Raw genomic sequence first — 14,466 nt, 5'->3', positions numbered from 1 at the left:
ATTAAACTACTTGCTCAACATTGGCATCGGCAAAACTTGCCATGTCATTGTAAAACGCCAAAGATGCTTGCAATAAAGGTAAGGCAAGCGCAGCCCCGGTGCCCTCTCCTAAACGTAAATCAAGCTGCAATAAAGGGGATGCGTGCAAGGCATTGAGCATTGCTTTATGCCCTTGCTCATCAGAGGCATGGGCAAATAGCATGTAATCGCGAGCATTTGCATTTATACGAGTTGCAACAAGTGCAGCTGCAGTACAAATAAAGCCATCAACGATCACAGCCATGCCAAGCTCGGCAGCAGCTAAAATAGCACCGGTGATCTGAACAATTTCAAAACCACCTAATGCCGCAAGCGTCATTAGTGGATCGCTAAAATGAGCTTGGTGTAATTGAAGGGCTTGCTCGACAACCTTGATTTTTTTAGCAACAACCTCGTCACTCACGCCTGTGCCTTTACCAACACATTGACTGGCAGGTAACGACAACAAGGCAGCCATCAATGCCGCAGCACTTGTGGTATTGCCAATGCCCATCTCACCAAACGCGATGGTATTGCAGCCTTGCTCATAGAGTGAATGAACCCGCTGCTTTGCTAATTCAACCCCTTTCTTAACTTGGCTAAGAGACATCGCCATTTCGGTATTTAAAGGTGCGGTGATTTCACCTAAACGCTGGTTATGCACACCTTTACCATGTGCAGTACTGAGGGTTCCGGCATCAACAATTTCGAGCTGCCAACCTAGCTGACGACAAAATACATTGATCGCTGCGCCTCCTGCTGCAAAGTTTGCCACCATTTGTGATGTAACGCAGCTAGGAGCAATTGACACCCCTTGGCTTGCAACACCATGGTCGCCAGCAAATACAACCAGAGTAGGGCTAGAAATAACCGGTTTGAAGGCTAGAAGCGCCTGCTCTCTATCGAGCTGCTTTGAGAAAATAAGCGTTAATTGTTTAGCACAGCTTTCAAGCTGACCTAACGCACCAAGCGGCTTCGTTTTAAGGTCTATTTTTTGTTGAATAATAGCTGAAAACTGCTGGTTAATTGGCATGATATTAAACATTAACTACCTGCTCTGTTTACGAAAATACAGTAAGAATAAAAAAAACACGCTGCCGATAGCTGCTGTGATCACACCAACGGGTAATTCTTGATTATTCAATAAGGTTCGGCATAGCACATCAACCCACACCATAAAAATACCGCCGACTAGCGAAGTCATGATTAAGTTATGGCTGCTGCCTTGTGGCGAAAAGTAACGCACAATATGTGGGATCATCAGGCCAACAAAACCGACGCCACCACACATAGCAACAAGCACTGCAGTTATTAATGAACTTAGCAGTAGCATCATGATCCGAAAGCGCTGTACATGAATCCCCAAAGTCGCGGCACTTTCATCACCAAGTAGCATTGCATTAAGCTGACGACGAAAAGCAATCATCAGTGCCATACAGGCAGTAATAACTATAAATGGCATCCAAAGAGTATCCCACTGCGCACGAGAAAAACTGCCCATGGTCCAAAATAAAATAGCTGTAATGGCTTGAGGATCACTAAAATAAAGTAGCAAACTAGTCATAGCACTAAATAAGAATGATAAAGCAACGCCGGCAAGTAACATGGCTTCAACTTGGCCAACATGGCGACGGCCTGCAATAGCAATGAGCAACAGCATAGAGAGTAAGCTTCCGGCAAATGCTGCAATTGACATACTAAAACCAAAACTCACGCCTGTTAGGGCTATAAAGCACACGACACCGAATGAAGCTCCCGAAGAAATTCCAAACAAATAAGGATCAGCAAGTGGGTTTCGGGTTACGGTCTGCAAAATTAATCCCGCAAGGGCAAGCCCAGATCCCGCTAAAAATGCCAGTACGGTTCTTGGCATGCGTAGCTGCCAAATAATACGCTGCACAAACTCATCGCTACCTTGGCTAAATAAGCCATCAAATACTTCTCTCAGTGGTGTATTTGCAGCACCAAAGCTAAGAGCTAAAAAGCAACTAATAAGCCCAACTAGGATACAGACACTTAAACGTATTGCATCAGTCACGTTGATACTCCTGAGTCTGATAACCATAGAAGTAAGTAATGTGAGGAATATACTTATCATTGTTTGATTGGGGATGAGCAGATACTGTTGCGCATACACCAAATACATCACTTAACAGCTGCTCTGTTAGCACCGCTTTTGGTTGTCCCTGACAAATCAAGCGACCTTCATCAATCACCAGTAATTCATCACATAAACTTGCTGCGAGATTTAAATCATGGAAAGAAGCAAGCACAGTCACATCGAGGGACTTTGCTAATTCCATTATTTGAATTTGGTATTTAACATCAAGGTGGCTAGTTGGTTCATCCATGATCAACAGCTTAGGCTGCTGTACGATAGAGCGTGCAATGAGCGCTCTTTGCTTTTCGCCACCAGAGAGAGAATCAAATGCTTGCTCACTATGATGCGACAAACCAACCTGCTTAATCGCTTGATATATTCGCTGCTTATCTTTGACAGAGGTACCGCTGAAAAGTCGTTTATGAGGGGTTAAGCCCAGACTCACAACATCAAATAATGACAAATTAAACTGCGATGGAGACTCTTGTAAAACCACCGCAACCTGCTTTGCATATTCATCAGCACTGATTTGCCAAATATCTTCACCGCTTAGCAGCACGGCTCCTTGCTGAGGTTTCAAGTAACGATAAAGACAGCGCAGCAGACTTGATTTACCAGCACCATTAGGGCCGAGTAAACCGATAAATTGCCCTGCTTTTAATTCAAGGCTAATTGATTTAAGTATGGTTTTATTCGCAGTACCCCAACTTAAATCAGAAACTGATATTAATGGCGCAGCGCTAAGGCTATTTTGTTGCAAGTTTATTCTCTCTTGGCGAGTAATAGCAACGCACAAGAAAGCACTGGTAAGTACCAGAAAATGATGTGAGTTGACCCGCTCGATGATTAATTGTTAGTGCTAAGTATCTGGCTAACCATTATTTAGATGGATTACAGTTGCGGGAACAGCTGGAGAATTGCACTCCATTCCATAGCATATGAGTATTATGGCGGGCTAAGTAAATAATTCAATGAATATCGCTCTAGATGGCTAAAAAACAATTTTTGGCCAAGCCTGTCCTTGTTCATCAATATATACATCGAGTGTTATAAGCCCAGCATATGGGAGATGGAAAACATTTAAATGTGTAGCTGATTGTTTAGGCATTTGACAAACAATAGCTAGAATTTGTTTGATCACACCAGCGTGGCTAATTACTAGTGACTGAGTATGTTTAGATTCACACAATGATTCTAAAAACGTTTGCCACCATGTATCTACTCGAGTATAAAAATCAGCCATAGCTTCACCATTCGGTACTTTTACTTGCCAAGGATGCTGCCAAAAATCACCGATATGAGGTTTACTTGTTTGCTGCCAAAGCTGCTGGTAGTCTTGGCCATCCCAATCACCAAAATTGAACTCTTTCAGAGCGTTATAATACCGAACGTTCAATCTGTGTTGATTTGCTAAATAGTCAGCATGAACTGAGCAACGCTTCAGCGGTGAGCTATATATGGCATTTAAATTTTTGAGTTCAGCTGAGGCTTGGCGCATTTGTCTATAGCCTTGTTCAGATAAATCAACATCGACTTGCCCAGAAAGAATTCCAGGCGTAGCTATTTCGCCATGGCGAAGAAAGTAAACTCGTGAAGCAAATGCGTCCATAATGTTCCTCAGTAACCAATAGTGAACGTTAACGCGTTTTAATTACTCTGTCGAGTTATGCTAAGGAAGTCATGCTAAACGCATTAATCGAACGTCAAAATGAAGCACTGCATTTGCGCCAATCTTGCCACCGTTACCTTTTTTACCCCAGGCAAGCTCTGGAGGGATCACAAATTCATAACGAGAACCAATATTCATTAGCAACAAGCCTTCTTTTAACCCTTCGATTGCTTCAGATAATGCAAACACCTCTGGCATACCCGCTTTGTAACTGTCGGCAATCACAGTGCCATCAGCAAGCATAATGCGCTGATTAATGACTACTGTGTCGAACTCTGTAATTCGCTCCCCTTCAAGCTCATCAATCACTTTATACATTAAACCCGACGAACATAGATGTGTATCAGGATGAGATGAGAACTTAGCAATAAATGCTTCACTATTTTTACGATTTAAACCTGAAGAGCCTTTCGACTTGGTTGTTTTCTTACGAGACACATCAAACCTTAATTGTATTACAAATTTAAAACGCTTTATCGCATAACAAAGTCAGTGAAGCAAGGACAAGTATCGTCTGTAGCGAGTTAGCGAGAGTAAAGTTACAAGCTAGAAAGGGGAAAGATACGAGTTAGAAAAGGGAAAGTTTGAGGGTCTGGCGTAGGTTGGGTAGAGCTCAGCGAAACCCAATACAGAGCTATCAGCTTTCAGCCGTCAGCGATCATTCAGCTGACAGCTAAAACGCAAAAAAGCCCGACTCTTTCGAATCGGGCTTTCTTTAATAGGATCCTGGCAATGTCCTACTTTCACATGGCAAATGCCACACTATCATCGGCGCTGTTTCGTTTCACTACTGAGTTCGGCATGGGGTCAGGTGGGTCCAAAACGCTATTGTCACCAAGAAAATTCTTTTCAATTTTCTTATTATTTTAAATTTTAAGTCTTACGACTGAATTTGGAGCCTGGCAATGTCCTACTTTCACATGGCAAATGCCACACTATCATCGGCGCTGTTTCGTTTCACTACTGAGTTCGGCATGGGGTCAGGTGGGTCCAAAACGCTATTGTCACCAAGCAAATTTGGTTTTAATTCGCTCTTTTGAGCAAATTAATAAATCTGGAATTCTGATATCAGTAAATGTCTACTTTAGTTTCTTAACTTCTGTCTGTTACGCTGTCATAAAACGCGTTTGGCGTTGTATGGTTAAGCCTCACGGGTAATTAGTACAGGTTAGCTTAATGGCTCGCACCACTTCCACATCCTGCCTATCAACGTTGTAGTCTTCAACGGCCCTTCAGAGACTTTAAAAGTCTAGTGAGAACTCATCTCGAGGCCTGCTTCGCGCTTAGATGCTTTCAGCGCTTATCAGTTCCGAACGTAGCTACCGGGCAGTGCCATTGGCATGACAACCCGAACACCAGCGGTTCGTTCACTCCGGTCCTCTCGTACTAGGAGCAACCCCTCTCAATTCTCAAACGCCCACGGCAGATAGGGACCGAACTGTCTCACGACGTTCTAAACCCAGCTCGCGTACCACTTTAAATGGCGAACAGCCATACCCTTGGGACCGACTTCAGCCCCAGGATGTGATGAGCCGACATCGAGGTGCCAAACACCGCCGTCGATATGAACTCTTGGGCGGTATCAGCCTGTTATCCCCGGAGTACCTTTTATCCGTTGAGCGATGGCCCTTCCATTCAGAACCACCGGATCACTATGACCTACTTTCGTACCTGCTCGACGTGTCTGTCTCGCAGTTAAGCTGGCTTCTACCATTACACTAACCGTACGATGTCCGACCGTACTTAGCCAACCTTCGTGCTCCTCCGTTACTCTTTGGGAGGAGACCGCCCCAGTCAAACTACCCACCAGGCACTGTCCGTAATCCCGATTAGGGACCAACGTTAGAACATCAAAACTACAAGGGTGGTATTTCAAGGACGGCTCCACAAAGACTAGCGTCTCTGCTTCAAAGCCTCCCACCTATCCTACACATGTAGGTTCAATGTTCAGTGCCAAGCTGTAGTAAAGGTTCACGGGGTCTTTCCGTCTAGCCGCGGGTACACAGCATCTTCACTGCGATTTCAATTTCACTGAGTCTCGGGTGGAGACAGCGTGGCCATGGTTACACCATTCGTGCAGGTCGGAACTTACCCGACAAGGAATTTCGCTACCTTAGGACCGTTATAGTTACGGCCGCCGTTTACCGGGGCTTCGATCAAGAGCTTCGTCCGAAAACTAACCCCATCAATTAACCTTCCGGCACCGGGCAGGTGTCACACCGTATACGTCATCTTGCGATTTTGCACAGTGCTGTGTTTTTAATAAACAGTCCCAGCCACCTGGTCACTGCGGCTCCCGTCCGCTTAGAGAGCAAGTCTCATCACAGATAGGAGCGTACCTTCTCCCGAAGTTACGGTACGATTTTGCCTAGTTCCTTCACCCGAGTTCTCTCAAGCGCCTTAGTATTCTCTACCTGACCACCTGTGTCGGTTTGGGGTACGATTCGGTATAATCTGAAGCTTAGAGGCTTTTCCTGGAAGTATGGCATCAACAACTTCACACCCTTGGGTGCTCGTCTCGTGTCTCAGTCTTAAGAGTCCGGATTTTCCTAAACTCTCAACCTACTCACTTTCACATGGACAACCAACGCCATGCTTGTTTAGCCTGCTCCGTCCCCCCATCGCAATTATACCAAGTACGGGAATATTAACCCGTTTCCCATCGACTACGCCTTTCGGCCTCGCCTTAGGGGTCGACTTACCCTACCCTGATTAACATGGGATAGGAACCCTTGGTCTTCCGGCGTGCGGGTTTTTCACCCGCATTATCGTTACTCATGTCAGCATTCGCACTTCTGATACCTCCAGCATACCTCCCGGTACACCTTCAACGGCTTACAGAACGCTCCCCTACCACTCAAACAAAGTTTGAATCCGCAGCTTCGGTGCATAGTTTAGCCCCGTTACATCTTCCGCGCAGACCGACTCGACCAGTGAGCTATTACGCTTTCTTTAAAGGATGGCTGCTTCTAAGCCAACCTCCTGGCTGTCTGGGCCTTTCCACATCGTTTCCCACTTAACTATGACTTTGGGACCTTAGCTGGCGGTCTGGGTTGTTTCCCTCTTCACGACGGACGTTAGCACCCGCCGTGTGTCTCCCGGATAGTACTTTACGGTATTCGGAGTTTGCAAAGGGTTGGTAAGTCGGGATGACCCCCTAGCCTTAACAGTGCTCTACCCCCGTAAGTATTCGTCCGAGGCTCTACCTAAATAGATTTCGGGGAGAACCAGCTATCTCCCGGTTTGATTAGCCTTTCACTCCTAGCCACAGGTCATCCCCTAACTTTTCAACGTTAGTGGGTTCGGTCCTCCAGTTGATGTTACTCAACCTTCAACCTGCCCATGGCTAGATCACCGGGTTTCGGGTCTATACCTTGCAACTAAACGCGCAGTTAACGCTCGCTTTCACTACGGCTACCCTAATCGGTTAACCTCGCTACAAAATATAAGTCGCTGACCCATTATACAAAAGGTACGCAGTCACCCTCGAGGGGCTCCTACTGCTTGTACGTACACGGTTTCAGGTTCTATTTCACTCCCCTCACAGGGGTTCTTTTCGCCTTTCCCTCACGGTACTGGTTCACTATCGGTCAGTTGGGAGTATTTAGCCTTAGATGATGGTCCACCTATATTCAGTCAAAGTTTCACGTGCTCCGACCTACTCGATTTCACTTAAGATGCATTTTCGTGTACGGGACTATCACCCTGTATCGTCAAACTTTCCAGAATGTTTCACTAACACATAATAAGCTTAAGGGCTGGTCCGGTTTCGCTCGCCGCTACTTCCGGAATCTCGGTTGATTTCTGTTCCTACGGGTACTTAGATGTTTCAGTTCTCCGCGTTCGCCTCGTTAACCTATGTATTCAGTTAACGATACCTGCAAGCAGGTGGGTTTCCCCATTCGGAAATCCTAGTCTCAAGCGCTTTTTACTAGCTTGACTAGGCTTATCGCAAGTTAATACGTCCTTCATCGCCTCCAACTGCCAAGGCATCCACCGTGTACGCTTAGTCACTTAACCATACAACCCAAACGGGTCTTTGTTAGTGACAGCTGTTAACTTCGCCAGAAGTTAATTCATCAAATAATGATGAGAATACTAAAGTAGATACCAATTAATCTTTCGATTAATGGCATATTTTTACTTTTGAAAACTCTTTATAGATACAAGTATCTATAAGAATTTTAATATCAGCTTTCCAAATTTTTAAAGAGCATATTAATTAGTTAAACCAAGCGGTTTAGCTAACTAACAATCATCTGTGTGGACACTACGAACAAATAAGTTCTAAATCGTATAAGGAGGTGATCCAGCCCCAGGTTCCCCTAGGGCTACCTTGTTACGACTTCACCCCAGTCATGAATCACTCCGTGGTGAACGTCCTCCCGAAGGTTAGACTATCCACTTCTGGAGCAACCCACTCCCATGGTGTGACGGGCGGTGTGTACAAGGCCCGGGAACGTATTCACCGCATCATTCTGATATGCGATTACTAGCGATTCCGACTTCATGGAGTCGAGTTGCAGACTCCAATCCGGACTACGACGCACTTTAAGTGATTCGCTTACCCTCGCAGGTTCGCAGCACTCTGTATGCGCCATTGTAGCACGTGTGTAGCCCTACACGTAAGGGCCATGATGACTTGACGTCGTCCCCACCTTCCTCCGGTTTATCACCGGCAGTCTCCTTAGAGTTCCCGACCGAATCGCTGGCAACTAAGGATAGGGGTTGCGCTCGTTGCGGGACTTAACCCAACATCTCACAACACGAGCTGACGACAGCCATGCAGCACCTGTATCAGAGTTCCCGAAGGCACCAAACCATCTCTGGTAAGTTCTCTGTATGTCAAGTGTAGGTAAGGTTCTTCGCGTTGCATCGAATTAAACCACATGCTCCACCGCTTGTGCGGGCCCCCGTCAATTCATTTGAGTTTTAACCTTGCGGCCGTACTCCCCAGGCGGTCTACTTAATGCGTTAGCTTTGAAAAACAAGTCCGAAGACCCGAGCTTCTAGTAGACATCGTTTACGGCGTGGACTACCAGGGTATCTAATCCTGTTTGCTCCCCACGCTTTCGTACATGAGCGTCAGTGTTGACCCAGGTGGCTGCCTTCGCCATCGGTATTCCTTCAGATCTCTACGCATTTCACCGCTACACCTGAAATTCTACCACCCTCTATCACACTCTAGTTTGCCAGTTCGAAATGCAGTTCCCAGGTTGAGCCCGGGGCTTTCACATCTCGCTTAACAAACCGCCTGCGTACGCTTTACGCCCAGTAATTCCGATTAACGCTCGCACCCTCCGTATTACCGCGGCTGCTGGCACGGAGTTAGCCGGTGCTTCTTCTGTAAGTAACGTCACAGCTAAGTGCTATTAACACTTAACCTTTCCTCCTTACTGAAAGTGCTTTACAACCCGAAGGCCTTCTTCACACACGCGGCATGGCTGCATCAGGCTTGCGCCCATTGTGCAATATTCCCCACTGCTGCCTCCCGTAGGAGTCTGGGCCGTGTCTCAGTCCCAGTGTGGCTGATCATCCTCTCAAACCAGCTAGGGATCGTCGCCTTGGTGAGCCATTACCTCACCAACTAGCTAATCCCACTTGGGCTAATCTTATGGCGTGAGGCCCGAAGGTCCCCCACTTTGGTCCGTAGACATCATGCGGTATTAGCAGTCGTTTCCAACTGTTGTCCCCCACCATAAGGCATATTCCCAAGCATTACTCACCCGTCCGCCGCTCGACGCCAGAGGTGCAAGCACCTCTTCGTTTCCGCTCGACTTGCATGTGTTAGGCCTGCCGCCAGCGTTCAATCTGAGCCATGATCAAACTCTTCAATTAAAAGTTTTTTCTGTCCCGAAGGACATGCTCAATGAATTCTGATTTTGATTCTTTCGAATCGAATTGACTGTGCTGAAACAAGTAAACTTGTTTCCGTTGTTCACTCAGTTCAATTGAGACTCTAAATTTGTTTGCGTCATCTAGCGAACTAGAATCGGCTGTTAGAACTCAATCTGTACGAGTGCCCACACAGATGATTGCTTTATATTGTTAAAGAACGTTGCGACGTTGTCGCTAGGGATGCGTATAATACATCCTTAATTTTTCGAGTCAACACTTAATTTCAAACTTTCTTTCGATAATTTGAAACCGAAGTTTCACTTAACTCTCTGCTACGTTGTTCAGCGTCTTTCGTTGCTGCCCGCCGTGTCAGTGGATGCGCATTATAGGGATGCGAAGAATTAACGCAAGCACTTTTTGTAGAAAACTACTAAAAACTTACCTTTCGCGCAAAAAACAAGCTAAAGGCAGTAAAAAACACAGTTTACTGTACAAAATACAGCCAACTTTTCTCGAGAGGATCTTAAGTATTATCGATATTAGGTAATACGCAAGTTTTTAAATAAAAAAAGCGCCACTAATTTTAATGGCGCCTTTATCAATCAACTCTGAATTAGTACAAGATACTATATAACTTACGGCGATACTTAGATGCCAAGGCATCACCATCAGGTAATGAAGCGATAATTTCTAGATAGGTTGGTTTTGCATCTGCGTAGTTAAGATCTTTTTTAAGTACATTAAATAACATCTCTAAAGCTTCTTCTTTACGGCCCGCACTATTAAGAGCATTACTTAGTTCTACTTTTATCTCTAAATCATTTGGATATTTTTCAACTTTATCTTGCAGTGCTTTTATTTCTGGTGAATCTGTTGCAGCTAATGCTTGTTCACACTTTGCTTGAATATTTGTGAAATACGCATCTCGTTCACTTTCTGCAACCGAATCTAATAATGCTTGTGCATCTTCCAATTTATGAATTTGAATGCAGATATCAGCTAAAACTAACTTTACACGCGTATGGTTTGGATCAAGCTCATAAGCCTGCTTTGCATAGTTAAAAGCATTGTTTAAGTCTTGATTAATTAACGCTTGCTTAGCCTGCTCTAGTAATAACTCGTGTTGAGCTGGTAAATGTTTGGCTAGCGCATCGCGAATTTGCTGCTCTGTTTGAGCGCCAGGTAACATATCTACAGGCGCTGAATCTTTTAACATCACAAGTGTAGGTAATGCTTGTAAACCGATTTGCTGTGCAAGTTGTCCTGCAAGTGCCTGCTCAACATCACAATCTAATGTTGCTACTAATAAATGCTCACCATATTCATGTGCGATTTTTTCTAAAATAGTAGCTTGCTGATGACACTCTGGGTTTTGCGAAGAGTAAAAAGTAAGTAATACTAATTTTTCAGCGGACGTTTCACCCAATGCTTGCTGCAAATTTTGCTGGGTAAGTTTTATCATATTATTCATTTGATCGATTGCACTATATAAGTATTTAGGTTTTTATATAGTGGCAAACATAACAATTACAAGCCCCACGGGTCGAGGTCATTATGAAATTATCTACTATTTCTGCAGCTTTGTTACTTCTTAGTCCATTCGCGCAAGCAATAACACTAGATTTAAACCTTCAAAAAACCATGCCTGAGATTGAAAAGCTTTATTTAGATTTACATCAATCTCCTGAGCTGTCTTACCACGAAAAACAAACAGGCCAGAAGCTAGCAAAAAAATTAAAGCAACTAGGCTTTACTGTTACAGATAACGTGGGTGGTTTTGGCGTTGTTGGGATTTATAAAAACGGTGATGGCCCAACAGTAATGATCCGCACTGATACTGATGGATTACCAATTGTTGAGCAAACTGGTAAACCCTATGCCTCTAAAGTTACTGTAACAAATGATGCTGGTGCAACCGTTGGCGTAATGCATGGTTGTGGTCATGATATTCACATGAGTTCATTTATTGGCACAGCTCAACAGTTAATGACACATAAAGATCAGTGGCAAGGTACTTTAATGATGGTCGCACAACCAGCAGAGGAAGTAGGTGGTGGTGCAAAAGCCATGCTTAAAGAAGGGCTTTTTACTAAGTACCCTACTCCAGATCATGTTATTGGGTTACATGTAAGTGCCAGTGTTCCTGCTGGTAAAGTCAGTATGAAAACAGAATACACGATGGCTAGTGTTGACTCTGTTGATATTACTGTAAAAGGTAAAGGGGGTCACGGTGCCTATCCACACACAACAATAGATCCAGTTGTGATTGCTTCACGTATTGTGTTGGCACTACAAACAATTACTAGTCGCGAATTGTCACCACTAGAGCCATCAGTGATCACGGTAGGCTCAATTCACGGTGGCTCCAAACACAATGTCATTTCAGATGAAGTAAAACTACAACTTACACTGCGCAGTTATAACCCTGAAGTTCGCTTACAACAAATTGCAGCGATCAAACGAATTTCGAAAGGCATCGCATTAAGTGCGGGACTTGATAAAAGTTTAGCACCTGAAGTATATGTGCATGAAGATGAGTCAATTCCTTCAACATACAATAATCCAACTCAAACCAACTTAGTACGTTCAGCGATTGCTAATGCGATTGGTGAAGACAATGTACTTGAAACTGAAGCTGTAATGGCTGGTGAAGACTTTGGCCTTTATGGTCGTACAGAACAAAATGTACCAATTACTTTGTTTTGGTTAGGGGGTGTTGAACCTAGTCAATATGATGCTGCAATGCAATCTGGCGCAACATTACCTTCTTTACATTCAAGTAAGTTTGCACCTGATTACAAAAAGGCGCTTCCTACAGGGATAACTGCAATGAGTAATGCCGCGGTTGCCCTATTTAACAAAAAGTAGTTTAGGCTGACCTAGCTCTAGGCTTAGCCTTTCTTTTAAAACGTCGCTTTTGCGGCGTTTTTGGTAATTGGGCAAAAACTTGGCTGTCGCACTGTTTGGCTTGATCAACTAAAGCATGTAACTCAGTCAGTAATGGCGTTAAAAATTGCTGATAACTCATATGCTGTTCAGCTATATTCCCTAATGATGCTTCCCACTTAGCAGTTAAGTCAGGGCTAGCAAGCTGCTCAGGTAAAGTGCTAATAAGCGCTTTACCTGTTGCCGTAGCTAAAATATTTTTACCCTGACGCTCTAAAAAGCGGCGCTTAAATAAAAGCTCGAGAATACCTGCCCGTGTAGCCTCAGTACCTAGTCCATCAGTTTCTTTAAGGATCTTTTTAATCTCAGGGTCTTTCACATAGCGGCTGATGCCTGTCATAGCACTTAATAAGGTAGCATCAGTAAAATGCGCTGGCGGTGTAGTCATTTTGTCTACCACGTCCCCCTGATTACAATGCAGCTGCTTACCTTTTTCAAGAGCAGGTAAGGTTTGCTCATCTTTTAACTCTGTTTTGCCCATTAATGTTTTGAAGCCTAAGCTAACATCTTGCTTAGCAGCGGCTTTAAAAAGTCCACCAGCAATCTCGACTGTTACTTTGGTTTCGTTAAAGACATAGTCAGAATAAAACTGGATTAAATAATGACGACAGATCAACCGATAGATTTTTTGTTCATCACTATTTAATGATGCTGAGCGAAGTTGTTTTTCGGTAGGAACAATAGCGTGGTGTGCCGCAACTTTGCTGTCATTAAAACATTTACTCCGCTTGCTGGTGTCAGCTTGCTTGCAAGCTTCACTTGCTTGGCCTTCATTATTAGCAATAGCAGCAATAATACTCGCTGCATCTTTATGATGCTCTTTTGGTAAATAGCGATTATCTGAACGAGGATAAGTAATTAACTTATGACGCTCATACAAGCTTTGGCAGGTATCTAACACCTTTTGTGCAGGCATTGAAAACGCTTTTGCCGCATCGATTTGTAAAGCTGATAAATTATAAGGTAACGGTGCTTGTTGTTTTTTTTGTTTTTGCTCAAGGTCAACCACTTTAGCTGGTTGATTAGTTATACGTGATACAACATTTTCAGCAAGCCCTCTATGTAATACTCTCCCCTCCTCATCTTGATAAGGTTCGCATGCTTTACTTGGTTGCCACTTAGCTGAAAATGTTTGCTGCTGCTCAGTTTCAAGATGAGCTAATACTTCGTAAAAAGGTTTCGCTACAAAGTTAGCTATTTCATTATCACGATTTACAACAAGACCTAAAATAGGTGTTTGAACACGACCTACAGATAACACATTACCAAACCCTGCTTTTTGCCCAGCAAGCGTATAAGCCCGAGTTAGATTCATGCCAAATAACCAATCAGCACGTGAGCGAGCTAATGCAGACACACTCAAGGGAATAAAATCGCGATTCGACTTTAAATTATTAAGTGCTTTTTTAACTGCACTTAAGTTTAAATCGCTTATTAATAGTCGTTGAATTTGCTGTTTTTTGGCTTTGCTCAGTTTGACCTGCTCGATCACTTCATCAACCAATAGCTGGCCTTCACGGTCAGGGTCGCCAGCATGAACAATTACGCTTGCCTGCTTAATAAGCTTTTTTAATACGGTGAGTTGTTTACGTGTTTTTGCTTTAGGTTTTAATTGCCATTGCTCAGGCACAATAGGTAAATGCTCGAATCGCCACTTTTTAAAACTTGTGTCGTAATCATCTGGCTCGGCTTGTTCAAGTAAATGCCCTATACACCAAGAGACACAATCACCATTACCAAGCTCTATATAACCATCCTGTTTTTTATGAGGTTTAGGCAGTGCATCCGCAATGGCTCGCGCCAATGACGGTTTTTCGGCAATGTAAAGTTTCATAACGCAACACTAATACTGTTTTTATAAACAGTATTCTAGCACAGGAATTTTAACTTAGGA

8 protein-coding genes, 4 rRNA genes and 1 riboswitch are annotated in these 14,466 nt (G+C 44.0%); of the genes, 1 reads left to right on the top strand and 11 read right to left on the bottom strand.

The annotated features are described in order from the left end of the window. Nucleotide 1: 1 nt before the first annotated feature. From cobT to HYD28_06260, 10 genes are all read right to left on the bottom strand, one after another. Nucleotides 2-1,063, bottom strand: coding sequence for a nicotinate-nucleotide--dimethylbenzimidazole phosphoribosyltransferase (gene cobT / locus HYD28_06305; protein QLE08609.1), 1,062 nt, complete (start codon nucleotides 1,061-1,063; stop codon nucleotides 2-4). Between the two features lie 3 nt (nucleotides 1,064-1,066). Further along, nucleotides 1,067-2,083: an iron ABC transporter permease gene (locus HYD28_06300; protein QLE08608.1), complete on the bottom strand. Its 1,017-nt coding sequence runs from the start codon at nucleotides 2,081-2,083 to the stop codon at nucleotides 1,067-1,069. After that, on the bottom strand, nucleotides 2,049-2,879 hold the full coding sequence (locus tag HYD28_06295; protein QLE08607.1) for an ABC transporter ATP-binding protein: 831 nt from the start codon (nucleotides 2,877-2,879) through the stop codon (nucleotides 2,049-2,051). Before HYD28_06295 ends, HYD28_06300 begins: the two co-directional genes overlap by 35 nt. A gap of 80 nt (nucleotides 2,880-2,959) precedes the next feature. Then, a riboswitch (cobalamin riboswitch) is annotated at nucleotides 2,960-3,098 on the bottom strand. Nucleotides 3,099-3,110: 12 nt separating this feature from the next. Continuing rightward, a complete protein-coding gene (locus HYD28_06290; GenBank protein ID QLE08606.1) occupies nucleotides 3,111-3,728 on the bottom strand; it encodes a histidine phosphatase family protein in 618 nt (205 codons plus the stop codon). A gap of 69 nt (nucleotides 3,729-3,797) precedes the next feature. Continuing rightward, nucleotides 3,798-4,226, bottom strand: coding sequence for an FKBP-type peptidyl-prolyl cis-trans isomerase (locus HYD28_06285; protein ID QLE08605.1), 429 nt, complete (start codon nucleotides 4,224-4,226; stop codon nucleotides 3,798-3,800). A gap of 286 nt (nucleotides 4,227-4,512) precedes the next feature. Beyond that, nucleotides 4,513-4,627, bottom strand: a 5S ribosomal RNA gene (gene rrf, locus HYD28_06280). Between the two features lie 58 nt (nucleotides 4,628-4,685). Next, nucleotides 4,686-4,800: ribosomal RNA gene (gene rrf / locus HYD28_06275) — 5S ribosomal RNA — on the bottom strand. Nucleotides 4,801-4,907: 107 nt separating this feature from the next. Further along, nucleotides 4,908-7,815 (bottom strand): 23S ribosomal RNA (locus tag HYD28_06270). A 270-nt stretch (nucleotides 7,816-8,085) separates the two neighbouring features. Next, a 16S ribosomal RNA gene (locus HYD28_06265) occupies nucleotides 8,086-9,627 on the bottom strand. The 16S, 23S and 5S rRNA genes sit together here, the layout of an rRNA operon. Nucleotides 9,628-10,239: 612 nt before the next feature. Continuing rightward, entirely contained in the window at nucleotides 10,240-11,097 is an 858-nt protein-coding gene (locus HYD28_06260; GenBank protein ID QLE08604.1) for a tetratricopeptide repeat protein, read from the bottom strand. Between the two features lie 83 nt (nucleotides 11,098-11,180). On the opposite strand from HYD28_06260, the gene HYD28_06255 reads away from it, so the two are divergent. Next, a complete protein-coding gene (locus HYD28_06255) occupies nucleotides 11,181-12,494 on the top strand; it encodes an amidohydrolase (GenBank protein ID QLE08603.1) in 1,314 nt (437 codons plus the stop codon). Nucleotide 12,495: 1 nt separating this feature from the next. Here HYD28_06255 and HYD28_06250 read toward each other — a convergent pair whose 3' ends face one another. Then, a complete protein-coding gene (locus tag HYD28_06250) occupies nucleotides 12,496-14,406 on the bottom strand; it encodes a DNA topoisomerase III (protein QLE08602.1) in 1,911 nt (636 codons plus the stop codon). Nucleotides 14,407-14,466 lie beyond the last annotated feature (60 nt).

Origin of the sequence: Pseudoalteromonas shioyasakiensis (assembly GCA_013391845.1) — a bacterium.
GTDB classification, from domain to species: Bacteria; Pseudomonadota; Gammaproteobacteria; order Enterobacterales; family Alteromonadaceae; genus Pseudoalteromonas; species Pseudoalteromonas apostichopi.
Note: the sequence above shows the minus strand (reverse complement) of the source record. Positions and strands in the feature narration are given on the sequence as shown.

Coding starts and splice junctions, on each gene's coding strand:
- cobT (QLE08609.1), bottom strand. CDS start 1,063: ATGTTTAATATCATGCCAATTAACCAGCAGTTTTCAGCTATTATTCAA.
- HYD28_06300 (QLE08608.1), bottom strand. CDS start 2,083: ATGGTTATCAGACTCAGGAGTATCAACGTGACTGATGCAATACGTTTA.
- HYD28_06290 (QLE08606.1), bottom strand. CDS start 3,728: ATGGACGCATTTGCTTCACGAGTTTACTTTCTTCGCCATGGCGAAATA.
- HYD28_06260 (QLE08604.1), bottom strand. CDS start 11,097: ATGAATAATATGATAAAACTTACCCAGCAAAATTTGCAGCAAGCATTG.
- HYD28_06255 (QLE08603.1), top strand. CDS start 11,181: ATGAAATTATCTACTATTTCTGCAGCTTTGTTACTTCTTAGTCCATTC.
- HYD28_06250 (QLE08602.1), bottom strand. CDS start 14,406: ATGAAACTTTACATTGCCGAAAAACCGTCATTGGCGCGAGCCATTGCG.